Annotated in this window: 20 protein-coding genes; 7 read left to right on the forward strand and 13 right to left on the reverse strand. The window is 42.9% G+C overall.

Features of this window, described 5'->3' with window-relative positions; genetic code table 11:
* Positions 1-11 precede the first annotated feature (11 nt).
* Positions 12-1,244 carry an exo-beta-N-acetylmuramidase NamZ family protein gene (locus tag Cabys_RS02955; protein WP_006928639.1) on the forward strand — a complete coding sequence of 411 codons (1,233 nt, stop codon included), beginning with the start codon at positions 12-14 and terminating at the stop codon, positions 1,242-1,244.
* Between the two features lie 64 nt (positions 1,245-1,308).
* On the opposite strand, the gene Cabys_RS02960 is transcribed toward Cabys_RS02955, so the two are convergent.
* The 11 genes from Cabys_RS02960 to ddpX form a co-directional block, all read right to left on the reverse strand.
* On the reverse strand, positions 1,309-2,895 hold the full coding sequence (locus tag Cabys_RS02960; RefSeq protein WP_006927246.1) for an IS1182 family transposase: 1,587 nt from the start codon (positions 2,893-2,895) through the stop codon (positions 1,309-1,311).
* 188 nt (positions 2,896-3,083) lie between these two features.
* Positions 3,084-4,670 (reverse strand): IS1182 family transposase, encoded by a 1,587-nt coding sequence (locus tag Cabys_RS02965; RefSeq protein WP_006927246.1) that lies wholly within the window; start codon positions 4,668-4,670, stop codon positions 3,084-3,086.
* Positions 4,671-5,761: 1,091 nt separating this feature from the next.
* Positions 5,762-7,792, reverse strand: coding sequence for a glycoside hydrolase family 97 protein (locus tag Cabys_RS02970; RefSeq protein ID WP_006928641.1), 2,031 nt, complete (start codon positions 7,790-7,792; stop codon positions 5,762-5,764).
* A 411-nt stretch (positions 7,793-8,203) separates the two neighbouring features.
* Positions 8,204-9,979 (reverse strand): SpoIIE family protein phosphatase, encoded by a 1,776-nt coding sequence (locus Cabys_RS02975; protein WP_006928643.1) that lies wholly within the window; start codon positions 9,977-9,979, stop codon positions 8,204-8,206.
* A gap of 6 nt (positions 9,980-9,985) precedes the next feature.
* A complete protein-coding gene (locus Cabys_RS02980) occupies positions 9,986-10,432 on the reverse strand; it encodes an ATP-binding protein (protein ID WP_006928644.1) in 447 nt (148 codons plus the stop codon).
* 39 nt (positions 10,433-10,471) lie between these two features.
* Positions 10,472-10,813 carry an STAS domain-containing protein gene (locus Cabys_RS02985; RefSeq protein WP_006928645.1) on the reverse strand — a complete coding sequence of 114 codons (342 nt, stop codon included), beginning with the start codon at positions 10,811-10,813 and terminating at the stop codon, positions 10,472-10,474.
* Between the two features lie 14 nt (positions 10,814-10,827).
* A complete protein-coding gene (locus Cabys_RS02990; RefSeq protein WP_044281153.1) occupies positions 10,828-12,459 on the reverse strand; it encodes a PP2C family protein-serine/threonine phosphatase in 1,632 nt (543 codons plus the stop codon).
* Positions 12,392-12,916, reverse strand: a complete 525-nt coding sequence (locus Cabys_RS02995) for a hypothetical protein (protein WP_006928647.1) — start codon at positions 12,914-12,916, stop codon at positions 12,392-12,394. The genes Cabys_RS02990 and Cabys_RS02995 overlap by 68 nt, the downstream gene beginning before the upstream one ends.
* Entirely contained in the window at positions 12,913-14,037 is a 1,125-nt protein-coding gene (locus Cabys_RS03000; RefSeq protein ID WP_169833691.1) for an NHL repeat-containing protein, read from the reverse strand. Before Cabys_RS03000 ends, Cabys_RS02995 begins: the two co-directional genes overlap by 4 nt.
* A 160-nt stretch (positions 14,038-14,197) precedes the next feature.
* A complete protein-coding gene (locus Cabys_RS03005) occupies positions 14,198-14,857 on the reverse strand; it encodes an adenylate kinase (protein WP_006928649.1) in 660 nt (219 codons plus the stop codon).
* Between the two features lie 80 nt (positions 14,858-14,937).
* A complete protein-coding gene (ddpX, locus tag Cabys_RS03010; protein ID WP_006928650.1) occupies positions 14,938-15,567 on the reverse strand; it encodes a D-alanyl-D-alanine dipeptidase in 630 nt (209 codons plus the stop codon).
* 300 nt (positions 15,568-15,867) lie between these two features.
* On the opposite strand from ddpX, the gene Cabys_RS03015 reads away from it, so the two are divergent.
* Positions 15,868-16,899 (forward strand): branched-chain amino acid aminotransferase, encoded by a 1,032-nt coding sequence (locus Cabys_RS03015; protein WP_006928651.1) that lies wholly within the window; start codon positions 15,868-15,870, stop codon positions 16,897-16,899.
* 43 nt (positions 16,900-16,942) lie between these two features.
* On the opposite strand, the gene Cabys_RS03020 is transcribed toward Cabys_RS03015, so the two are convergent.
* Together Cabys_RS03020 and Cabys_RS03025 are read right to left on the reverse strand one after the other, a co-directional pair.
* Positions 16,943-17,281 carry a DUF948 domain-containing protein gene (locus Cabys_RS03020; protein WP_006928652.1) on the reverse strand — a complete coding sequence of 113 codons (339 nt, stop codon included), beginning with the start codon at positions 17,279-17,281 and terminating at the stop codon, positions 16,943-16,945.
* Between the two features lie 163 nt (positions 17,282-17,444).
* Positions 17,445-17,798 carry a YtxH domain-containing protein gene (locus tag Cabys_RS03025; protein ID WP_006928653.1) on the reverse strand — a complete coding sequence of 118 codons (354 nt, stop codon included), beginning with the start codon at positions 17,796-17,798 and terminating at the stop codon, positions 17,445-17,447.
* A gap of 495 nt (positions 17,799-18,293) precedes the next feature.
* Between Cabys_RS03025 and Cabys_RS03030 the strand changes: the two genes are divergently transcribed.
* The 5 genes from Cabys_RS03030 (at position 18,294) to Cabys_RS03050 (ending at position 24,860) form a co-directional block, all read left to right on the forward strand.
* Positions 18,294-18,884 carry a TetR/AcrR family transcriptional regulator gene (locus Cabys_RS03030; RefSeq protein WP_006928655.1) on the forward strand — a complete coding sequence of 197 codons (591 nt, stop codon included), beginning with the start codon at positions 18,294-18,296 and terminating at the stop codon, positions 18,882-18,884.
* Between the two features lie 66 nt (positions 18,885-18,950).
* Positions 18,951-21,863, forward strand: coding sequence for an efflux RND transporter permease subunit (locus Cabys_RS03035; protein ID WP_006928656.1), 2,913 nt, complete (start codon positions 18,951-18,953; stop codon positions 21,861-21,863).
* Position 21,864: 1 nt separating this feature from the next.
* Complete coding sequence (locus Cabys_RS03040; protein ID WP_006928657.1) at positions 21,865-22,623, forward strand: phosphatase PAP2 family protein; 759 nt, start codon at positions 21,865-21,867, stop codon at positions 22,621-22,623.
* Positions 22,624-22,645: 22 nt separating this feature from the next.
* Complete coding sequence (locus tag Cabys_RS03045; protein ID WP_006928658.1) at positions 22,646-23,386, forward strand: outer membrane lipoprotein-sorting protein; 741 nt, start codon at positions 22,646-22,648, stop codon at positions 23,384-23,386.
* A 130-nt stretch (positions 23,387-23,516) separates the two neighbouring features.
* On the forward strand, positions 23,517-24,860 hold the full coding sequence (locus Cabys_RS03050; RefSeq protein ID WP_006928665.1) for a DUF1302 family protein: 1,344 nt from the start codon (positions 23,517-23,519) through the stop codon (positions 24,858-24,860).
* The last annotated feature ends 641 nt before the right edge of the window (positions 24,861-25,501 follow it).

The following is a 25,501-nucleotide window of genomic DNA, read 5'->3' on the forward strand; positions in this document are numbered from 1 at the left end:
GGAGAACAACAATGAAGCCATTTTTACCTATCTTATTCATTTTACTGACTCTGGCCAGTTGTCAGGGAAAATCCAAACAAACGGTCGTAATCGGTCTGGATCGTGTCACGGAATACCAGCATCTTTTTGAAAATAAAAATCTGGGCATTATTGCCAACCACACCGCGTTTAACAGTCGGGGCGAATTTATCCTTAACGTGTTTCAGAACATTCCTGGCGCAAAAATCAAAGCGCTGTTCGGACCGGAACACGGTTTTAGAGGCAATTACGCGGCCGGTAAAAAAATCGATGAGCACTCGTTGCTGGATTCTATTCCCATTTACAGTCTTTACGGAAAGGACGTAAAACCAACGCCGGAGATGCTGGCCAATATTGATGTTTTAATCTTCGACATTCAGGATATCGGCGCTCGTTTTTACACATACATCTGGACCATGGCCCTGGCCATGGAAGCTGCCGCGGAGCAAAATATTCCTTTTGTAGTTCTGGATCGTCCTAATCCCATTAACGGAGAGGCGATCGAAGGGCCGTTATTGGACACTGCGTTTGCTTCGTTTGTGGGGCTTTTCCCTATTCCGGTGCGTCACGGGATGACGGCGGGCGAACTGGCCACGTTGTTTAATGAACAGGGCTGGCTAAAAAACGGCGTTAGAGCGAAGCTGCGGATCGTTCCTATGAAAAACTGGCAACGTTCCATGTGGTACGATCAAACCGGCCTAAAATTCATTGCCCCGTCGCCCAACATGCCCGACCTGGCAACGGCTACGGTTTATCCGGGAATGTGTTTGCTGGAGGGCACCAATGTTTCCGAAGGGAGGGGAACGGAAATGCCCTTTTTGCAATTTGGCGCGCCATGGATAAAGACTGCTGTTTTATTAAAAGAATTGCGCGCTTTAAATTTGCCGGGCGTGCAGTTTGATTCAACTATTTTTAAGCCGCAATCCATTCCAGGAAAGGCAGTTCACCCCAAGTTTGAGAATCAGCGTTGTTACGGGGTTCGTTTGCGCGTTACCGATCGTAACGCCTTTCGCTCTTTTAAAACGGGCGTTTTAGTGATTAAAGCTTTGCACGATTTATATCCCGATCACTTTGCCTGGCGTGTAGGGCATTTTGATCGTTTGTGCGGAACCGATGCTGTTCGCCTGGCTATTGAAAAGGGCGAACAACTGGATGTTCTTTTTGAGCAGTGGGAAAAAGAAGGCGAGGCCTTTCAGAAACAGCGTCAGCCTTATTTGCTTTATTAGAATACTGCCTTCGTAGCATCTATCCCGCCATGGAGGCTGTTGCATGGGGGGGAGGAATTAATGCTTATATTCTCCGATATTGATAATTTTTTCTCATTCTTAAGCGTTGGGCAAAATATAGAATTAAAAACGCCAAAATATTCTTTGAAAATAAAATTAATAGATCATCTTTTTCTTGTGATGCTGTTATAAACGCTGCTAAACGTTTCCCTAACATATTTTTAAATAGAACATTAATATTATGCCCAATACACATTAACGTAAATTCACTACGAACATTATTAAGACCAGATAAGGAAAATCCACGATAGCCTAAATTATGCTTCAAGTTACCAAAAACAGGTTCAACTGTCACCGAACGCTTTTTTAGTCGTTCCTGCGCCGCTGAAGTTTGTAACTTTTTCGCCATACGTTCGCAATAACTCTCATTAACTGAACGATGGATTTGCTTAACTTTCTTTTTACTGGAAATGCATAAATTAATTAAGGGACAGTCCTGACAATCATTGGAACGATATACGATCCGTTCGCTATTCCTCTCAACTGGAAAAAGCTTCTTACCCGCCGGACATTCATAGTAATCTCCCTGTTCATGATACACAAAATCACTTCGTTTTAGTTTTCTTTCTTCTTTTTGCAATTCTTCCTTGGAGGTCGGTGTCTCCTTTATCGAACGATTGGATAACTGGGGATCGGCTATTACGGCATCAATCTGCTTTTCTTCCAATTCTTTTAGGTCTGTGCTATTGTGATAACCGGAATCGGCCGTGTAAGATCGCTTATCATCTGAACCAAGATTCTTCTCTACTTGTTCTTGGATCGGTATGAATTGACCCTGGTCGTTGGGCTGGCTTACCACTTCATGGGCTACAATTAAATGACTGGACATATCTACGCCTAATTGTGCGTTATAACCCGGCCCATCCACCGAAGGCATCATGCGGGCATCCGGCTCTTTTACATTTATTTGATGTCTTGAACGATGTTCTGATTTGAGCTGTTTCTTACGCTCTTTCAATTGGGCTTTACGTTCTAATATCTCTTTCTCTAAGCGCTCAAGCCGTTCTTTCTCCGCTCGAAGAGTTTCTAAATCTAATTCATCCGTGGCCCCCTGTTCTACAAAATTACAGCGCTGCATGTATTGCTTGATCTCTGCTCTTAACTTCTCTATACGTTTGTCTAATTGATCCTCAGTGTAGCCATGACGCTTACTGCTGTGCGCTTTGATTTTCGTGCCATCTATGGCTATCTGGTTGAAACTACTTATGCCTTCGGCCTGGGCAATTAAAAGTATCTCTACAAAATATTGGTCTAATAAATCCAAATGTGCCTTGCGAAAACGACTTAATGTACTATGATCCGGATGCTGATTCCCAGTGATATAAATGTAGCGCGTATCATATTTACACAATTCCTCCAGCTTACGGGTGCTGGTAATGCCGTTACTATAAGCATAAAACCATAAGGCAAGCATCATGTCTGGGGCATAAGAATCACCGCCTTGTGAACTATAACGGGAATAAAGTGCACTTAAATCAAGGCGCGAAACCAACTCCACTACAAATCGACTCTTTGGATCGTCTCTGGCAAAATCTTCCACACTATAGCCAAAGAGATTCATTTGTGAGCGATTATAAGTAATAAAACTCATGGAATTCCTTTGTTATTACTTGTTTTATCTGTCGCCCAGAATTTACAAATTTTTTGAATTTTACTCAAACTGAATTTGCAACAGCCTCCATGGCTGGATTGGTTGAATGGTTGAATGGTTGAATGGTCGCCGGGTGTCATTCCTGTTCCAGCACTGGAGGCTGTTGCATGGGGGGGAGGAATTAATGCTTATATTCTCCGATATTGATAATTTTTTCTCATTCTTAAGCGTTGGGCAAAATATAGAATTAAAAACGCCAAAATATTCTTTGAAAATAAAATTAATAGATCATCTTTTTCTTGTGATGCTGTTATAAACGCTGCTAAACGTTTCCCTAACATATTTTTAAATAGAACATTAATATTATGCCCAATACACATTAACGTAAATTCACTACGAACATTATTAAGACCAGATAAGGAAAATCCACGATAGCCTAAATTATGCTTCAAGTTACCAAAAACAGGTTCAACTGTCACCGAACGCTTTTTTAGTCGTTCCTGCGCCGCTGAAGTTTGTAACTTTTTCGCCATACGTTCGCAATAACTCTCATTAACTGAACGATGGATTTGCTTAACTTTCTTTTTACTGGAAATGCATAAATTAATTAAGGGACAGTCCTGACAATCATTGGAACGATATACGATCCGTTCGCTATTCCTCTCAACTGGAAAAAGCTTCTTACCCGCCGGACATTCATAGTAATCTCCCTGTTCATGATACACAAAATCACTTCGTTTTAGTTTTCTTTCTTCTTTTTGCAATTCTTCCTTGGAGGTCGGTGTCTCCTTTATCGAACGATTGGATAACTGGGGATCGGCTATTACGGCATCAATCTGCTTTTCTTCCAATTCTTTTAGGTCTGTGCTATTGTGATAACCGGAATCGGCCGTGTAAGATCGCTTATCATCTGAACCAAGATTCTTCTCTACTTGTTCTTGGATCGGTATGAATTGACCCTGGTCGTTGGGCTGGCTTACCACTTCATGGGCTACAATTAAATGACTGGACATATCTACGCCTAATTGTGCGTTATAACCCGGCCCATCCACCGAAGGCATCATGCGGGCATCCGGCTCTTTTACATTTATTTGATGTCTTGAACGATGTTCTGATTTGAGCTGTTTCTTACGCTCTTTCAATTGGGCTTTACGTTCTAATATCTCTTTCTCTAAGCGCTCAAGCCGTTCTTTCTCCGCTCGAAGAGTTTCTAAATCTAATTCATCCGTGGCCCCCTGTTCTACAAAATTACAGCGCTGCATGTATTGCTTGATCTCTGCTCTTAACTTCTCTATACGTTTGTCTAATTGATCCTCAGTGTAGCCATGACGCTTACTGCTGTGCGCTTTGATTTTCGTGCCATCTATGGCTATCTGGTTGAAACTACTTATGCCTTCGGCCTGGGCAATTAAAAGTATCTCTACAAAATATTGGTCTAATAAATCCAAATGTGCCTTGCGAAAACGACTTAATGTACTATGATCCGGATGCTGATTCCCAGTGATATAAATGTAGCGCGTATCATATTTACACAATTCCTCCAGCTTACGGGTGCTGGTAATGCCGTTACTATAAGCATAAAACCATAAGGCAAGCATCATGTCTGGGGCATAAGAATCACCGCCTTGTGAACTATAACGGGAATAAAGTGCACTTAAATCAAGGCGCGAAACCAACTCCACTACAAATCGACTCTTTGGATCGTCTCTGGCAAAATCTTCCACACTATAGCCAAAGAGATTCATTTGTGAGCGATTATAAGTAATAAAACTCATGGAATTCCTTTGTTATTACTTGTTTTATCTGTCGCCCAGAATTTACAAATTTTTTGAATTTTACTCAAACTGAATTTGCAACAGCCTCACTGGCGGGATAAGGACCAGTCTTAAAAAAAATCCTTACTTGCACTGGTTGCCCGCACTGGGTGCCTGCGCTGGGTGCTTCCACTGGGTGAAAACTACTATCCCTTTCCCAGAATAAAAGTCTGGGTGAGGGGACGTGGCCGATGGGGGATTTTTCCCGTCGGTGTTCAGGATTTCTGGCACGGGCAATAAGCGTTCGGCGTGAAAGTAAAGGGCCTATTAATGGAGGATGTTGTCCCGTTGTTCAATCGTGTAAACCGTTGAAACGGTGGGCTATAATCATGTCATCCCTTCGGGATTTTTAAAATAACCATTCATCTGATCGGCTATAATCATGTCATCCCTTCGGGATTTTTAAAACAAACCATTCATCCGATTGGCTATAATCATTTCATCCCTTCGGGATTTTTAAAATAACCATTCATCTGATCGGCTATAATCATGTCATCCCTTCGGGATTTTTAAAACAAACCATTCAACCGATCGGCTATAATCATGTCATCCCTTCGGGATTTTTAAAACAAACCATTCAACCGATCGGCTATAATCATGTCATCCCTTCGGGATTTTTAAAATAACCATTCATCTGATCGGCTATAATCATGTCATCCCTTCGGGATTTTTAAAACAAACCATTCATCCGATCGGCTATAATCATGTCATCCCTTCGGGATTTTTAAAATAACCAATCAACCGATTGACTATAATCATTTCATCCCTTCGGGATTTTTAAAATAAACCATTCAGCCGATTGACCAATCAACTCTTACACTTATTTCGTCACCAACGTTGGCGTCCATTTTCCTGGGTAGCCCTCATCCCCTCATTCTCCCTCTTCCAGAATAAAAGTCTGGGTGAGGGGACGTGGCCGATGGGCGATTTTTCCCGACGGTGTTCAGGGTTTCTGGCACGGGCAATAAGCGGGAAAAGATCATATTATCCTTCCGGGGATTTCCGGTCATTCATTCCACCGATCTATCAATCAAAAAAGACGCTGATTCTCATCATTTTTCAATCGGATAAAAGCGAATGGCCGTACCGCCGCCGGGCGCCAGGCGTAGAGTAAGAACAGTATTAGCGTCAACAATCTTTTTCTCAATAAAATAATCGAGCGGAGCGCTTTGCCAGTCTGCGTGATCACCGTCCCGATAGATTTCTGCCATATACTTACGGTTTTGATCCAGAAAATATAACGGGGCTTTCAAAATTCGACCATGTTCATCGGTGATTGAACCAAGGTACCATTCGTCGCTGTGACGATCCTTACGCACGATGGTAACGTAATCGCCAATACGCGCATGCAAAACTCTGGTTTCTTCCCAGTCCACCGGCACATCGATAATGAACTGAAACGCATCGCGATGGGCTTCGTAATTTTCCGGCAGATCGGCCGCCATTTGCAGGGGGCTAAAAATGATCACATACAGAGCTAACTGTTTGGCCAGAGTGGTGTTGACGCGATTATTTGGTCGGTACTGACTGAGCATGATGTCAAAAATGCCGGGCGTAAAATCCATTGGTCCAGCCAGTAAACGAGTAAAGGGCAGAATGACGGTATGTTCCGGAGGATTCCCGCCGTCTGCGCTCCAGGCGTTAAACTCCTGGCCCCGCGCCCCTTCGCGTGTCATCATATTGGGATAGGTGCGACGAATGCCTGTGTCCTTAATCGGCTCGTGAACATCAAGCATAATGTGATATCTGGCGGCGGTTTCCACGACTTTGCGATAGTGGCGAACCATAAATTGACCGTGGTGCATTTCGTACTGCACCTGACCGTTTTCATCGATTCGTTTGATCTCTCTTCCGTGGGCAACGTAGCCGGTTTTTACGATATGAATGCCCAGTTTCTGGTAAAAGCGGAAGGCGTCTTCCATTTGGGCTTCGTAATTTAGAACGCTGCCGCCGGTTTCATTGTGACCGATTAGCTGAACGCCTTTTTTACGGGCGTAGGCGGTAAGTTGTTTGATGTCGAAATCGGGATAGGGCGTGGTAAAGTTGAATTTTTCGCCGTTTTTAATCCAGTCGCCATCCCATCCCGTATTCCAGCCTTCCACCAGTACGCCGTCAAATCCGTATTTAGCAGCAAAATCGATGTATTTTTTGGTGTTTTCCGTGGTCGCTCCGTGTTTAGGGCCGGAACTCCAGGTAGATTTTCCAATGTGCATTTCCCACCAGATGCCCACATATTTACCCGGCTTAATCCAGGAAACATCTTTTAATTTATTGGGCTCATTGAGATTCAAAATTAAGTAAGAAGTAATTAGATCGCCTGGTGTTTCAGCAATTTGAATGGTGCGCCAGGGACTTATCATGGGCGTTTGAGCTTTAACTTTTACGCCGTCGGACCAGGGCACCAGATCGGCTTCTAATTTGTACCGACCTGTTCGAGCCAGGGTCATGCTGGCAAAATCGGTTAAACTGGCCTCATGTATGCTGATGGCCAGGCCGTCATTACCTTCCATGGTAAAAGGTGTGTGAACCGTATCGATTTGACTTAGCGGGCTGTTCTGGTAAAGATATTCGTAACGATTCCACTGGTAGGCTTTAATCCACCAGGCGCTATAATCGTGCGTAAAGTTAAACTCGGTGCGTTCGTCCATAATTGCGAATTGTTTTAAGTTTTTTTGATCCGGCAGTTGATAACGGAAGCCAATGCCATCATCATAAACGCGAAATACAATGTTAAGGCGGCGTTGAAGGCCGGATTTCTCCTGGAGGCGGACGATTAGTTGGTTGTAGTGGTTGAGAATTTTTGCTGCTTCGCCCCATACCTGTTCCCAGGTTTGATCAACGCTATCTGTTGTCAGATCGGTTATTTTAAAATTGGCGTCTAATGGCGGTTGGTTTTTTAATACAAAGCCCAGCCTTGAAGAATCGATCAGGATTTCGTTAAAACGGTAAACCTGATAGTAAGGGCGTCCCTGGTCTAAAATGAAATTTACTTTTAAAATGCCAGAAGGCGATTGAAGGGTGATTTGTTGCGCAGATAAGGGAAGGAAAAGACAAAAAAACAAGGGCCAGATTCGTTTAAGCATTAGTTTCTCCTATTAAAATTTTTAGACAAAATACGAAAATCGGGAGAAAAGTAACAAATTTTTTAAATGTTTCTAGGGGGTAGCCCTCATCCCCTCATTCTCCCTCTTCCAGAATAAAAGTTTGGGTGAGGGGACGTGGCCGATGGGCGATTTTTTTCAAACGTTGTTCAGGATTTCTGCCACGGGCAATAAGCTTTTCCTGTGAAAGGGAAGGGCCTATTAATGGAGGATGGCGTTACGTTGTTCAATCGTGTAAACCGTTGAAACGGTTTCCCTCTGGTTCCATCCGGGATGACCAGGCGATGGTGCGTTTTGGATTCCCGCCGTTGAAACGGCGGGCTATAATCCTTTTATCCTTTCGGGATTTTTAAAATAACCATTCAGTCAATCGACCAATCAACCAATCAACTCTTAACCTTCTACCTTCCCCTTCCTTTTAACCGTTAGCAGGGTAATATCATCGCTCTGTGGCATCTGGCGGGCAAATTGATTTAAACGTTCGACGATGCGCTCATTTAACGCACGGGCAGAAAGTTGAGCGCCGTTGTAGCGAAGAATTTCTTGCAGTCTCTTTTCGCCGAACTCTTCGTCGGCGATATTCATGCATTCGGTAACCCCGTCGGTGTACATGGTAATCAGTGCGCCGGCTGGCAGCAATCCAGCGCCCGCTTCGTAGCTGGCCTCGGGAACAACGCCTAAAAGCAAACCACCTTCCGTTAATTGTTCAAGCTTTCCGTCCGGTGTGATTAAAAAGGGCGGATTGTGGCCGGCATTCACATATTCAAAGGCGCCTGTTTGCGGGTTCAATTTTAAAATAAAAAAGGTAATGAAATGTTCAATAGAAGTATTTTTGTAGATCAGTTGATTGAGCTTCTGCGTTATTTGCGCCAGAGAGTAGCGTTCGGCGTACAACGTGTGCAATCCGGCCTGTAGATTGGACATTAAAAGCGAGGCGGGCATGCCCTTGCCAGAAACATCGGCGATGGTTAAAATGATCTGCCCGTCGCTTAGCGGAAGGATATCGAAATAATCGCCGCCCACCTGTTTGCTGGGAATGTTCAGACCGTGGATATCCAGACCGCTGATTTCAGGAAAGGAGCGGGGGAGTAAGCGATTTTGAATGTCTCTGGCAATACTCAATTCTTCTTCCATGCGCTCCTTTTCGATGGTTTCCTGGATGAGACGCGAGTTTTCAAGAGAGATCATGGCAATATTAGCCAGAGTGGACACAAATTCCAGTTGTAAAGGCTCGTAAGGTTTTTGATCCATGCGCGCGCCTAAAAAGATGAAGCCGCCGATGGCGTTTTTAATCTCCATAGGAACAACCAGGTGAATATTGAAATCCAGCAGGTGGCGAAAATCCTCAGACTCATTCACCAGCAAAGGGTGATCAATCCTGGCCAGGCGATCGCAGTCGTTTAGCACGGCCTGACAGCAATCTTCAGGAAAGTGCGAGCCTTTGCGAAAGACCACCTGCCAGCCGTTCTCCTTTTTTTGAACCACAAAAAATTGGTTCACCAGCATCTGTCCCATCAAAGAAAAGGATAGTTGTTTTAAAATCAGCTCTTCTTCAAATATCTGATTCAGCTCCTTGCCGATTTCAAAAAGTGTTTTTAGTTCCTGAATTTTTTCATCGAGCGAGCGATTAACCTTTTTCAATTCCGCAATAATCAGGGCATTTTCGATGGCCTGACCGGCAATATTGCAAATGGAAAACAGAAAATCGATTTCATCGCTGGAATAAGGCTGATGGGTTAACTTGCTGCCGAAGCCGATTAACCCCTTAATTTGGTTTTTGGACAGAATGGGCAGCAGGAGTTCGATTTTGGCTTCTTTAAAAAGATGAATCCAGGCTTCGTTTGAGGTGAGCGTGGAGAGCAAAAGCGGTTCCGTAGGGGCATTGGCAATATGGAGCGTTTTCCCGGCCCAGTCTCTGGGAAGCCCCTTAAAGTTCAAAACCTTAAAACGTTTATCTTCTTTAATTAAAGCCAATCCTCTACTGATGAGCATTCGTCCCATGGGAATAAGGAGCACGTTGTCTAATATGCTGCGCAGGTCTAATGAAGAATTAAGCAGCTGACTCAATTCGAACAGGGAAGAGAGTTCCAGCAGGCGTTTGTCCGCTTCTTTGGTTTCCAGTTCGCTTTTATGGCGTTCCCGAAAGCTGCTTAAATAGGTGGCTTTCATGGGCTTTTACCTTTTATTTTTAAATTTAATCAAATGTACTTTGGTTTTTTTGCCGGGCGTGATGTTAAATCGCACATCATCCATCACCTTTTTCATCAGGTGAATGCCAAGCCCGCCGGCGCGCCCTTTTTTCAGAGAATGATTTAAATCGGGCTCGGGTAGCTTTTCAGGATCAAAACCGCTTCCGTAATCGGTAACAATGATTTCCGCCTTTTGATCGTCAATAATTATTTCCAGATCGATCGGTTTGGTGGCGTCAAAGCGGTAAGCGTGCTTGATGACATTGGTGCAGGCTTCGTCCACGGCCAGCTCGATCTGATCGATTTGTTCCGCGCTAAATCCGGCTTTCTGTACCAGTTCATGGATAAAATGGCGGATCGTCTGCAAATTATCGGTCGAGGCTGTAATTTGCAGGCGAAATCTTTGTCGCTTATGTTTTTCTTTTTTGCTCATATCTTTAGTTTCGTAAATAATTTAAAAAAGTTGCCTGAATTAAAAACTTTTAATGGCCTGCGCCTCGTCGTCAAAAATTTCAAACAGCGCCGGAAATCCCAGTAAATCAAATACCTTGTACACCCGTTCGGAAAGGTTGCACAGTTTAATATCGCCCTGATTGCTGCGCACCTCTTCGATAAAGCCCATAAAAACGCCCAGACCTGCGCTGCTGATGTAATCCAGGTCTTTGAAATTGACCACAATTTTGTAGCGCCTTTCTTCGATTAACTGGTTCAGTGCGCTTTCGAACTGAGGAACGGTGTGCGCATCCAGAAAGCCGGCGACATAGAGCACCGAAATATCGTTTTTGTCTGTTCGTGTAACCTGAAAACCTTTCATGTATTGCCTCCCGCTTATTCCATTCTTTTCAAAATAATTAAGGTTAAATCATCATGAAGATGATGCTCGCCGATGAACTCAAAAACATCGGAAATAAGATGTTTCTTTATGGTTTCTACAGACTGATCTGCGTATTGTTTTAGAATGTGAGCCATGCGATTTTCTGTATATTCTTCCAGTTTGACGTTCATGGCTTCTGAAAGGCCGTCGGTGTAAAAAACGACCACATCGCCTTTTTCCAGAGAGACGATTTGTTCTTCTAATATTTTATTAAAGATCGGGCCGCGATCCAGGCCCACGGCAATGCCCTCGGGTTGGTGATAAACAACCTGCTTGCTTTGAGCCTTATAATGGAAAATGGGACAGTGACCGGCGCGCGCAAATGTGAGGGCGTGCGCTTTAAAATCGAGTACGGCAAAAGCGAGCGTGATGAACGACTTTTTTTCCAGACTTTCGGAAAGCACTTTGTTTGTGTGGCATAAAATATCATAAGGCGAATGCAGTTGTTGGGCGACAGACTGAATGATTCCCTTGACTTCGGCCATGTAAAAAGCAGCCGAGGTGCCCTTGCCGCTGACATCTCCTATGACAATGCCCATTTGATTCTGATCATGACGCGGAATAAAGTCGAAGTAATCTCCGCCAACCTCATAAGCGGCAATGGTTTCGGTGGTAAGCTGGTAGCCTGCAAGGCTGGGGCGCGTCTGGGGCAGCAAACGCAGTTGAACTTCACGCGCGATTTTTAGCTCCTGTTCCAGCCGTTCGCGTTCAAACGACTTTTGTAACAGGTCGGCGTTTTCCAGGGCAATGGCCACCTGATTGGCGAAGGCTTCCAATAGATTGACATCATCCGGATCAAAGCCAAAGCTGGTGGATTTTGCCGCGTAAAGCAGACCAAAGAACTGATCGTTAACGCCAATTATGGGCGTGACCACCAGCGAAGCTATTTTGGTTCTGAAGCCGTGAAAGTAAGTTTTCTTCTGATCCGATGTGAGTTCGTTCAGCACCAGCGATTTCCGCTCTTTTAGGATCTGGCCGCTCAATTTTTGCAGAGCGCCTCTTTCCAGTTTGGTCGCATCCTGTACCGAAAGATTTTTAGTGGCGACCACGTGAAAGGAGTCGGCGGCTGGTTGGTACAGCTCGATCCAGCTAACATGTGAATCGGTAACCTCAATAATCAGGTTGGTAATTAAGCTGGTAAGCCTGGAGGTGTCCAATTCTACCGAAATCGCGCGCGTCAGATTTTGTAAGCTTTTCACTTCCTGCATTTTGCGTTCAAAAATGCGCGCAGTGGGCAGTTGCAATAATAGATAAATGGAACAGGTTAACGTGTAAAAAAAAAGGAAAAACCAGCTGCCGTTAATGAAAACCGCATGAACCAGGCTGTGGTAGGCCACCGGCAATTCGTAAGCAAAATCGAAAAGGTAAGAGACGCCCCATAAAAACATAAAGGCAAAAAAGGTGTAGTAAAATTTTTCTTTTCTGGTTAAATAGGTAATCCAGCTATTGCGCAGCGATAACAAAAACAAAAAAATTAGCGTTATCACAAACGTGAAATTATTGTAAACGGAAGCGCCTCTAAACGACAGGTCCAGGGGACTTTTTAGCACGCTGGTTAAAATAGCGGTCAGAATCAGAAAAAACATGCTGGCGTAAAAATAAAGTTTGGTGCGTTTTTTTTTGTTTATAAAAGATTAAATTTCGCAGATTGAGGATGAAACCAACCATGGAAAAAAGTCCGATCATCGAAACAAAATTGGAATAGACAATGGTTTGCAAATCGTCCGTTTGCGGCGGAAAATCGATGGTCACGAACTCCGGTTTAAAAATAAATTTTAAAAGGGAGATCACCGCGTAAACGCTTAACAGGTTAAGAACAATGATTTTGAGGTTGTGCTGAACATTTTTGATATTAAAAATGTTCAGTGTTTTCAGGTAGATGTAAATAAGCCAGATTATAAAAACACTAAGCCCTTCGTGCACGTACCCTAAAAAATTAAAGACGCCTAAGTTTTTGAGCCCGATTAAATCAAATAGAAAAGAAAGCCCCGAGGCCCCTAAAATGATAACTAATAGTAAGTGTTTGGTTAATTGTTTTCTCATTCAATCACAATCCTGTATGGAAAAGGCGCATCACTAATTTTGCCGATTACCCTGCCATCAGGCTTTAGATGAATCAATTGGTGTAATCGGCTGTCTGCTACTACCACATTGCCATTATAAGGATTAATGGCAATATCTTCAATATGTTTAAAACCATCCAGTGTTGTAAGACGTACACCTGAGGGAGAAAGTTGCAAAATTCTGGCGACATTGTCCATATTTTCTGCCAGCCAGAGGGCCTGATCTTGTGGATTTTCACGCACAATGGCAGCGCCCTGGCCGCTGTACACTTTTTCCGCATCCCCGGAAAGAACGGAATACCTGTAAACTTCGTTGCCCGTCTGGCTCTGATTAATAAAGTAAAGATGCGTGCCCCCCTGGTTGCCTGCTAAAAAAATCAACCGTTCGTAGTCGTCGATGACGTTAGTCTGGTTTCCATTTTGATCATAAATCACAATCCGATTTAATCGAAAATCCAGCACATAGACATTCCCTGAAGCATCGATGACAATGGTTAGCGGTTTTTTTAATCCATCGTCGATTAACTCGGCCTCCTGTGAGCCGCTTGCGGAAAATCGATATAAGGAGCCGGTTGAATCGGTAATCCAGAAGGCTTTTTGTGCGGGATGATAGGCGCAGGCGTAAGGATATCGGATATTTTCGATGGCTGCTAAAAGCGCGCCGCTTTCGGAGTCGAGCAACTCGGCGTAGTGGAAGAGCGGATACGTAACCAGAACCTGACGATCGGACCGATTCAGGGCCAGACCTTCCGGAATCCAGATGGCGTAATGGGTCAACAAACGGTGTCTTAGGCCGTAAGAATATTTGTAAAAGTATTCATCCCAGCGATCTAATAACCAGATTTTTCCGGGGCCGGGCACAGTGTTTAAAACTCTGGTGGGAGGCGATTCTAAAGAACGACCAATCAGGGTCAGATAATAGGAGTGAAGCACATCAAAGCTCAAAGAGGTATCGGTAAAGGAAGATTGCGTGGGCGGTAAAACGGCCCGACTCGTAAAATGATTCTGGCCGCTCACCTTACGGTAGATGTGGAATCCGGTGAATTCGATGCCGGACGGCGGGTTCCAGTAAAAGGAGATCAGGGAGTCTGCAGTAGTCAAAGTGAGGGGGATATCCAGGGAATCCAGCTTGTTTTGCGGATCAAAAACGTTGTCCCGCTCCCTCACGGAACATGCGACAAAAAACAAGCTGACGGTCGCAAGGCAAAAAAACAAGGAAACGATTAATTTTTTAATATTTTTGCTGGCCAAGCTCAAAGCGTCAAGCCTGTTGAAATACACTCGTTAAAATTTCTTCAATTTCGTTAAACACTTCATTAACGGTTCTGTTTCCGTCAATGGAGTAAAATTTATTGAATTGTCGGTAATAATCGCGCACAGGAGCCGTTTGTTCATGATACACCTGCAATCTTTTATGGATCGTTTCTTCGTTGTCGTCCTGTCGTTTGACGATTCGTCCGCCGCATTGCGGGCATTTTAAATCGGGGGGGAAAGGGTTGCCCACGGGATCAAAAATTGCCCCGCATTTTTCACAAATGCGTCGCGAGGTAAGACGTTTAATGATTACGGTTTCGGGGACGGTAATTTCGATGCAAACGGGCGAGGTCAGTTTTTTTTCTTTAAATAACCGATCCAGACCGTTGGCCTGTTTGATGGTTCTGGGAAAGCCATCCAGAATAAAGCCGTTTTTGCAATCCGGCCTGGAAATCCGTTCGTCGATCAACCCTAACATAATATCATCGGAAACCAGGTCGCCTCTGGCAATAATTTCTTCTGCCTTTTTTCCCAGCTCGGTTCCCTGACGGATGGCCTCGCGCAGCATGTCGCCGGTAGAAATTTGAGGAATATGATATTTTTGGCTGATTAATTTAGCCTGAGTCCCTTTTCCAACGCCTGGCGCACCAAACAAAATGATGTACATCGGTTTAGCTCCTCCTTGCAAGTTCAAATCCTAAAAGTTTGATAACCATATTTAAAAGATTTTTAATCCGAATTCCAATTTTATTTTTGAAGCATACTATCAATTTGCGAAAAAGAAAGATCCATTACGGGGTATTTTTGCCAGCCCACCATATCGTAATGCCACCATTCAGATGAGATGGGCTTAAAGCCATGTTTTTCCATGACCGTTTTTAATATCCAGCGATTTAAACGAATGCTGGCCGGAAGTTTCATGTAATTATGATGAGCGCGTTTTGTGAAATCGTCATATTCTGTGGGCATGGGCAGTTCTTTGCCGGTTGAATCGACTAACGTCAGATCGACCGCACAGCCCCGATTATGGCGAGAACCTTTGGCCGGATTTGCCACATAGCGTGCATCGGGCATAATTTGCCACATTGCCTTTTGAACGCTTAAAGGGCGATATGCGTCAAATATTTTTAAACCAAGGCCAAGGGTTTGCAATTCTTTTTGCACTTCGTTCAACTTTAAAGCCGCCTCTTTAACCAGGAAGCATCGCGCCTGATCGTACACAGCCCGATGCAAAAAGTTGTTGCTGGTTGCGTAACGAATGTCCAGAATGATAGAGGGATTCATCTTTTGAATATCCACAAATTCCGGAGTTTTATCAGGTTGTTGTCCGTAAATGAACGAAAGGGACAGAACCAGAAATAATATTAACTTGCGCATTAAAAAAATACCCGTCAATTGTTTTTGTTACTTTTTAAAGATAAGCAATTATTAAAAATGAAAAAAGCCAAATATCACAGATAATCAAGAAAATCTCATAAAAAGATTTGTGTCCTTTACAAATAAATTTTATTTTAATTGTGAAAAGTAATCTTTAAAAAATGATTTGGATGATAGATGCTTAAAAGAAACATTTTGATAATAATTTTTTAGCTTTATTGTACCCCCTTGTCTCCTTTTACGGGAGGTAAGGGGTTTTTTATTTTTACGGATCAGCACAATGTAAAAGGAGGATATTGGATGGAAAGAGCAAAACTTGACTGGTCAAATCTGGCATTTCAGTACGTAAAAACGGACTATCATCTGGAATATTATTTTAAAGATGGCAAATGGTCTGAGGCCAACATTGTTGAGTCGGACAGGGTTGAGCTGCACATTGCGGCCACGGCTCTGCACTATGGCCAGCAGTGTTTTGAAGGATTGAAGGCCTTCGAACGAGCAGATGGACGCGTTTCGGTTTTTAGAGTGGATGAAAACGCCAAACGGATGAAAAGATCCGCCGAAAAGATTTTAATGGAACCCTTTCCGGAAGATAAATTTATTGAAGCGGTATTCAAAGTAGTGCAGTTAAACCGCCGCTTTGTCCCGCCCTATGGCTCCGGTGCCAGTTTGTATGTGCGGCCGTTACTTATCGGAACTTCTGGTGTTATTGGCGTTAAGCCTTCTACTGAGTATATGTTCCTGATTTTTGTAATGCCGGTCGGCCCCTATTTTAAGGGCGGTTTAAAACCCATTCGCCTGCTGGTTGAAGAGGAGATTGATCGCGCGGCGCCTTTGGGCGTGGGCGATGTAAAAGTGGGCGGAAATTATGCCGCAGGATTGCGGGCTTCGCATAAGGCAAAGTCTTTGGGTTACAACGAGGTGCTTTATTTAGACGCCAAACATAAAAAATATATCGATGAGTCCGGACCGGCTAACTTTTTTGGCATTACACAGGACAATAAGTACGTTACGCCGGCTTCTTCTTCCATTTTACCCAGCATCACCAATATGAGCCTGCGCACCCTGGCGGAAGATGAGCTGGGGATGAAGGTAGAACAAAGACCGATTGATGTAGAGGAGATTTTCGATTTTAAAGAGGCGGGCTGTTGCGGAACGGCAGCGGTTATTACGCCGGTTAAAAGCATAAAATATCGTGATCGCGAAGTTACCTATTTGCAAGGCGATGAAGTGGGGCCTGTTTGTCGTAAGCTGTACGATACGTTAACGGGTATTCAACTGGGTACCGTAGAGGACAAATACGGTTGGAATTTTGAAATCCCCATGGATTAAAGTCTCAAAAAGCGGGGAGAGAATGTCGAAAGCGCTCTCCCCGTTATTTTTTTTGCCAGCTTAACAGGCGATTTATTAATTGCACCACCGTTCCAATGACCTGCGCAATATTCATTAGCGGCTCTTTAATCTCTTTGGTAACCGTGCGTTCAATGCTGGCAATATCCTGCATTGTATCTTCTGCGGTTTTCATCACATTATCCAGCCGATCTGTAATGCTATGAAGATTTTTTAAGATTTCCGGAAGATCCTCGTTTACTACGCTTAACGTTTTGTTGAGCCTGCCCAATGTATCGCGCAGGCGAAGAACCACCGGAATTAACAGGTAAACCAGCACGGTTAGCGAAAGTAAAAAGATTGTAAAGGCAATTTCCCACACCATGAATAAGCTCCTTCTCTAAATGATTTCATTGAAAAGAGCGTGCTTTAATTCGACCATCGAAATAAAGAACGCTTTTCAACAAACAAAGCGCGTTCCCTGAATAATTTTCGGGAACGCGGCCATGTAAAAGATGATTCGTTAATTAATGACGGAAGCGTGTAAGCTATTTTTCGCTTTTAGCGGTTTTGGATTTTTTCGCTTTTTTTTCCGTCTTTTCCTCTTCCGTCCCTTTCAGTTCTTCCTCGAATTCACGTTCTTCTTTGGAAATTTCTTCTTCAGAACGAAAGGCGGATTTGCCTTTTTCCAGCGTTTCCGAAACTTTGTCGCGCAGGTTATCCAGTTCTTCTTTTAATTTATTGAGTTCGACCCGTGCTTTGTCGTACAGCTCCTCGGATTCGTCTTTAAGCGATTCGCGCACGTCGCGGCCGGGCTTTGGCGCAAATAAAATCCCGATTGCCGCCCCAATAAATCCGCCAACTAAAAAACCTTTTACAAAATTGCCACCATTATCTGCCATGACACCCTCCTGCTTTTAGATATACTTATAAAATAGTGAAATAATTACTTACATTCAATATTCGATTAATTTTAATAAAAATGAAGGGAAAAAGTTCATTAAATTTTTGAGCGCGCTCTAAAAAGCGTGATTGGACATTTCGATCGAAGAGTATAAAGGTGAAAGAGTTTAGTAGTTTAGGAGTTTAGAAGCGGTTTTTGAACCTTGATTAATAGGATTACAGGATTACCTCGATTTTTTTCGCTTGAAAAATTTCATGCTCTATTTTAAGGCCAAATTTTGTAAACGGAAAAAGCAAATGATAGAACTACTTCGCCCTTACGAGTGTGGTCATTCGTTATCTTTTATTCTGGTAGAAGAGGATGAAGGCGGAGAAGTCGTCCAGTACATTTTCTCCGGGCTAAAGTGAAAATTCCCTGAAAAATTTTAATTGCATTTTGAAACTTTTTTTAATATTTTTCGAACAATAAAGAAAAATATTCGAAAGAGGAAAAGATGAGCGCGAAAGCGATCGCCGATAAAAAGAAATTTATTCTGGAAATTGCGCAAAGTTTATTTGCCCATTTTGGCTTGAGCAAAACCACCATCGAAGATATCGCCCGCAAAGCCCACATGGGCAAGGCCAGTATTTACTACTATTTTGCCAATAAAGAAGCGATTTTTAAAGAGGTTATTGAAAAAGAAGGGCGAATTTTGCAAGAAAAGCTAATTGACGCTGTTAACAAAGAACATACGCCTCAGGGGAAAATCCGCAGTTACATTATAACGCGCATGACGACCATTAAAGACCTTGCTAACTACTACAGCGCACTGCGCGACGAGTATTTAAAACACTATTCATTTATTGAAAAGATCAGAACTTCTTACGATGCCTTTGAGATTACCATGCTCAGCACCATTCTAAATGCCGGCCATAAAGAAGGTGTTTTTGAAGTTGAAGATTCTAATTTAACGGCAGAAACAATCGTTGCCGCCATGAAGGGCCTGGAATTCCACTGGAGCATCCAAAATAGCAAAAAAGAAATTGTTGAAAAAGTAGAATCACTTTTAAGAATTCTTTTCAAGGGTATCGAAAAAAGAGAGTAAAATTTTTTTGCATTTTTTTCGAACAAAAAACGATATTGTTCCAAATATAAAAAAGGAGCCGCTTAAATGGAACGATTGGCTGAATCTGTCGTCAAATACAGAATCCCGATTATCATTAGCGTTGTTTTCTTAACCGTTTTTTTTGGATATCAACTTAAAAACATTAAAGTCAATAGTGATCTTTTTTCTTACCTGCGGGAAGATGATCCGGATGTACAGCTGTTTAATAGAATCGGCAAGGAATATGCCGGCACTTCCATTGCCATGGTTGGTATTGGCGCAGACGATATATTTACGCACAAGACCTTGAACGTTATTAATCGAATCACAGAAAAGATTAAACAAATTGACGGCGTGGCTACCGTTATGAGTCTCACCGATGTTCTGGATATCCGTAGCTTTGAAGGCAGTCTTGAAGTGGGGAGGCTGATCGATAAGAACAATATTCCGGATGATCCGCAGAAGCTCAGGCAAATTAGATCGTACACGCTCTCCAAAGATATGTACAATGGACGCATTGTATCGCCTGATGGTAAGGTAACCATTATCATTGCTCGCTTAAAACAAAATGCAGACAAACAGGAGGTAGCCCGTAAAATTCAGGAAATAGCGCAAAAAGAGGCGGGCAGTTATCAACTTTACTTCTCCGGCCTGCCCATGCAAATGCTGGAAGTAAATGACATCATCATTAGCGATATGCTTTATCTTGTGCCGCTTGTGGCGCTGGTTCTGGTTTTTATGCTCTATTTTAGCTTCCGCACGAAAAGAGGCGTCATTTTACCCCTGTTAACGGTAATAATCAGTACCATCTGGGCCATGGGGCTGATGAGTTTGTTGGGTGTTGAGCTCTCCATCATTTCAAACATTATGCCTGTTTTACTAATCGCTATTGGTTCTGCGTACGGCATTCACATGATTGCCCGCTATAAAGAAGATATCAAAGGGGCTGCCGATACGATTTCTTGTATCAAACATTCGTTGAGTACCGTAGGAGTTCCAATTATTCTGGCTGGAATGACCACCGTGGTTGGCTTTTTTTCTTTTGCAGGATCATATCTTACTGCCGTTAATGATTTCGGCATTTTTACGGGTATTGGCGTAATTTTTGCGCTGGTTATTTCCATTACTTTTTTACCGGCCTTTCTCACCTTTTTAAAAAAGCCAGAGATAAAAACCATTAATAAAGAGGGCAAAAAAGAAAACGCATTAGACCGTTTTCTGGATCGGTTGGCCTTTTTCGTACTTAAAAACGAAAAATTGATTATCATTTTGGGCGGGCTGCTGGTCATCATATCCATCATTGGTCTGCCCAGGATTAAACGTGAAGTCAATATGATCGAATACTTCAAAGAAGATACGGATATTCGCATTGCCGAAGTTATGATGGAAAAAAAATTTGGCGGCTCTACTCCTGTACAGGTTCTGGTTAAGGGCGATCTGAAAAATCCTTTTGTCCTCAAAGAGATGCGCAAATTTGAAAAATTTCTTGAAAGCGTTCCTTACGTAAGCAAGCCTCAGTCGATTGCCGATTTAATTTGCGAAATGAATAAGGTGATGAATAACCACTACACCATTCCCGATACGCGAGAAGGCGTCGCCAATCTCTGGTTTTTTATTGAAGGAGAATCCATTTTAGAACAACTGGTTAACAATGAAGGTAACGAGGGCATTATCCAGGCCAATTTAGCCACCATGGCAACCGGCAAGATTTTAAAAAGCGTAAACATGATCAATGACTACATCAAAAACGAAATGGACACTGCACTGGTTGCGGTAAAAATTAACCAGGACAACGCCCAGGAAATTATTAACTTGAAAATTCCGGAAATTACGCAGCTTATTTTATCTGATTTTACCAGACACCAAATCGAAACCGAAGTAGATCGGGCGCAGTTGAGGAAGCTGATTCGTGAAATTTACCTTACCAAACGCGTGCAGTTTGATGACCGCACCTTAAACGACATTTCCGAAAAGGTGGTTGATTTCTTTCTCAATGAGTCGGAAATCGAGATAGATGATGAAGCGCTCATCCGGCAAATTACCGATCAAATTCTGGACCTGGTAAAATCGGGAAACCCTATCAGTGAAGCGGCCATCAAAAAGACGCTGACCAGACAACTGGCTTCCAGAGGGAGTTATGACGCGGATGAAATTGCCGACACCGCTTATTCTTTATTTGTGATTTTAGATGAGTACTGGCAGTATCAGCGCATCATGGAGGGTGTGGATTTAATCATCGCCCGTTTTGCGCCGGAAGCAAAAAATAATGCAAAACTGCGCGATGCCTTGCGGGACGATCTATGGGTATTAAATGAAAAGGTGATCGCTTTGCCATCGGCAGTCGCTTCCAGTAAAGGATTGGAGGGAGATCGTGTTTCTGTTCAATTTGTTCAATCGGGCATGCCCTTAATCTTCACAAAACTGGATGACAGTTTAATGAAGAGTCAAATTCAAAGTTTATTCATAGCCCTGGTTTTGGTAACAATCATCTTAATCATTCAGTTAAATTCCGTTACCGGCGGCTTAATTTCTATTACGCCCATTATTTTAACGGTATTGTTAAATTTTGCTTTAATGGCCTACTTAGACATTCCCCTGGACAATGCAACCATGATGATTGCCAGTATTGCCATAGGAATCGGGATCGATTACTCCATCCATTTCACCCATCGATTTAAAGAAGAATTTTCCAGGAGCGACGATCCACTAAAGGCGTTGGAAGCGACCATGCTTACCACTGGCAGGGCCATATTAACCAATGCATTGGCCGTGGGGGCGGGCTTTATTATTCTGATTTTTGCGCAGTTAATTCCCATTCAACGCTTTGGCTGGCTGACGGCAACAACCATGTTATTTAGCAGTATCGGGGCCGTTACTTTTTTACCGGCTCTTATTTTATTTACCAGAGCAAGGTTTGTCGGCAATTTTCGGAATTTTTCTTTTCCTGATAAAATAGTAGGCAAAAAAAGAGGGCGCTGAGATGCAGACTATGGTGGATTTGGATCGGCTAACGACAAAAGTTGGTTACCTTCGACGGGCAGGTATTATTTTACTGCTATATCTTGTTCATTCTCATTTGTACAATTACATTGGCGTACATGCTGTTAGCAATAATTTGAACCTGATGACCGGATTTGACCGCCTGTTTCCCTTTATTCCGGTCATGGTCTATCCTTATATGTCGTTGTATGTTGGTATTTTTCTGGTCGCCATGCTTTTAAAAGGAAAAGATTTCCTACATTTTGTAGGTATGCTTATCACAATTGAACTGATAACCTATCCAGTGTTTTATTTTTTCCCTGCGGTCTATCCCATGCCGCAATTTGAAGCAAACAATTTTACCACGCGTTTTTTACAATGGTGTTTTCAGGCCGATGTTCACAACAACACCTTTCCCAGCTTGCACGTCAGCCTGGCCATGGGCACGGCATTGGTGATCAATAATCGTCATAAAAAAGCGGGGAAGGCCGCCATCCTATGGGCCGTCGTAGTAGCCTTTTCTACCGTTCTGGTAAAAAAGCATTTTTTTATCGATGTCATGGGCGGCCTGGTTGTGGCGCAGGCGGCGTACAGTCTGACTGTTAAAAATGAATACATGGAAAAGTGGTTAAATGAATTGGAACAAAAATGGCAAAAAGCGCCGGAGCGCATGGCCATTATGCTGAATAAATTAAACACAGATAATTTACAACATTCAAAGGCGTTTACATTATTGTTTATATTTTTAGGGCTAAAGTAAACTAACAAGAGGAGTTCTTGCCATGAGAAGTGTAATAAATCTTATTTTTGTTTCATTATTTATTATTTGGGGAAATGTTGTAGCGCAAGACGCTCAATCGATTGTAGCTAAAGCAGACGCTGTGGTCAATGCACCCAAAGATCAGAAGGCCACCCTGACAATGATTTTGATTGATAAGAACAGAAACCAAAAACAGCGGATAGCGGAATTTTTACAAAAAGGCGATGATAAAAGAATCATGCGTTTTACGGCGCCGGCGGATCAAAAGGGAATCGCTTTTTTAGGCTTGCCTAATGATGTACAATATTTGTACATGCCGGCATTTCACAAAGTACGACGGATAGCTTCTCATGTTAAAAACACCAAATTTGCCGGAACCGACTTCACCTACGATGATCTGAGTTCGTTTAGTTACGCCAAAGATTACAACGCCAAATTGTTAAGTCAAGACGATCAATTCTGGGTGCTGGAATTAACGCCAAAGCCCGGCGTAAACAAAGACTACGGCAAATTAAAAATGTGGGTGCGCAAAGATAATTACTATCCTGCTAAAGTAGAATTTTATGACAAAGGCGGAAATTTGTGGAAGGTGATGGAGCGCCGTCAGATCGAAAAAGTCGGCAAGTACTGGGTGTCTAAGGAGATGGAAATAAAGGATTTAAAAGAAGAGCACGCGACCATCATGAAGCTGGAAAATATCGAATTTGATACGGGGCTTCCGGACAAACTGTTTACGAAACGATATTTAAAAAGGGCAAAATAATTTTAAAAAGCGAAAAAAAATCCCTCTAAAAAGAAGAACAATGAAATAATGGTTGAGAAATAGGTCTTTTTAGAAGACAAATGATCTTCATCAAAATTTTTCACCGGTCTCGACAAAGCGGAGGTGAACTATGAAACGAATCATAACTCTTATAACAATTTTATTTTCGGCTCAATTGATAGCGCAGGTAAATATCAATGGATATGTGCAAACTTACAATCGTGCGCGATTACAGCAAGAAGGGAAATTTACATGGAATGAAAATCGGTTAGGTCTGAAATTTGAGGGCAATCCATCGGAGAATATTCATTATTACAGCGAAGTGCGTCTGCGGGCTTTTGGTTTCCCCTCTGTCTTTACGACTTCTGATTTGCAACGCCGTGAAAAGGATGCCGTCCAGCCCTGGGGTCTGGAATTCCGTGAGGCCTATATCGACATTTACGGCTTCTTAAATGAAAATCTGGATGTTCGCATCGGCCGTCAGCGCATCGCCTGGGGAACGGCCGACAAATTCAATCCCACAGATAATTTAAATCCGGACGATCTGGAAGATATTTTCGACTTTGGCCGCCATCTGGGAAGCAACGCCATAATGGCGACTTATTATTGGGGAGATTACACCCTGTATGGCGTTTTCATTCCGGTTTTTACGCCGGCCACGATGCCATTTGGAGACTGGGCAACGGCCTTTACGCCGCCATTGAACTTACCGCCTGGCATGCAGTTGGCTTCTTTTCAGGATCATATTCGACTTCCGGAAAACAAGGTAGCCGAAACGTCGAGCGGCGGAATTAAAGTAGCGGGCAATTGGTTTAACTACGACTGGTCGTTAAGTTATTTTAACGGCCGTGACGATCTGCCACTGATCACTGCGGTTTCTCTGACGCCCACCGCCACGCCCGGTTTTTTGGATGCGAACGTGGAAATGGAGTATCCCCGCATTCAGGTAATTGGCGCCGATATGGCGGGCTCAATCGGAGATGTGGGAATCTGGGCGGAGGGCGCACTGTTTCTGCCCAAAAAAGTTTACAATAATCTTACCATTCCACACCCGCAACTGGGCATGATTACTCAACGGGAAATAGCGCTGGATGATGAGCCCTATTTTAAATGGGTTGTGGGAGGCGATTATACTTTTAAAAGCGGCTGGTACTTGAATGCCCAGTTTTTGCACGGATTTATCCACGAACGGGGTAAAGATAATTTAAACGATTATCTTCTGGTGCGCTTTGAAAAGAATTTTATGAACGATGCGCTGAAAATTGTTCCTTTAGGAATTGCCGTGGCCATACCGGATTGGAATGATATAAAAAACAATTATGGGATTGCCGGCGGCCCGGAAATTGACTACTATCCTATCGATGCGCTGGAGATTTCCGTCGGGGCTTTCATTATTGACGGCAAAGGGGACAACATATTCAGTCGGGTAAAAGATTTTGATGCAGGATTTTTTAAGATCACCTACTCTTTTTAGGATACTTCCTCTGGAAGATCAATCCCGCCCGGTCGGGATTTGAAAATTTTTGTGCTGCTGGATTGGTTGAATGGTTGATTAGTTGAATGGTTGAATAGAAATTTATAAATGCGCAAATATTGAACATCATTGGAGAAAAATTTCCAACGAACAGTTCTTCCTACTCCCCCAGATTCTTTTTTTTGGAAAGGGGGTGAGGGAAAGAAAAACTTTATAAAAATACATTTTCTTTGACTTTTGGGACAGCCCCAGCAAGTGTGCCGATTTGCTTAGCTTTAGTCTCAGAATAATTTGTTTAATCTTCTTCTGCGATGATTGGCGTAGTCTTCGAGAAAATTACCTTGAGAGTGTTGCGGTTGATTTTGGTTGCGGCTCTGCTGCCTTGAGACAAAATTTAAATTATTTTACGGCGCATGGTCTGAGGTATTACAATTGTTCATTTAAAGTAAACGTCAAAGCTAAAAAAACTGAATGTCCCCCAAAATTTCAAACAAAGACCTTATAATCGATTGATATTTAAGGGAATACATTAGCTGAATGTATGAAAAACTCACCTCATTCCCCCGCCTTGCTCTGTGAGTCTTTTTGCAAAGAGAAGGGGATAAGAGCATACCTAACGTGTTAGTAAGTATGAAATTAGG

Origin of the sequence: Caldithrix abyssi DSM 13497 (genome assembly GCF_001886815.1) — a bacterium.
Lineage (GTDB): Bacteria > Calditrichota > Calditrichia > Calditrichales > Calditrichaceae > Caldithrix > Caldithrix abyssi.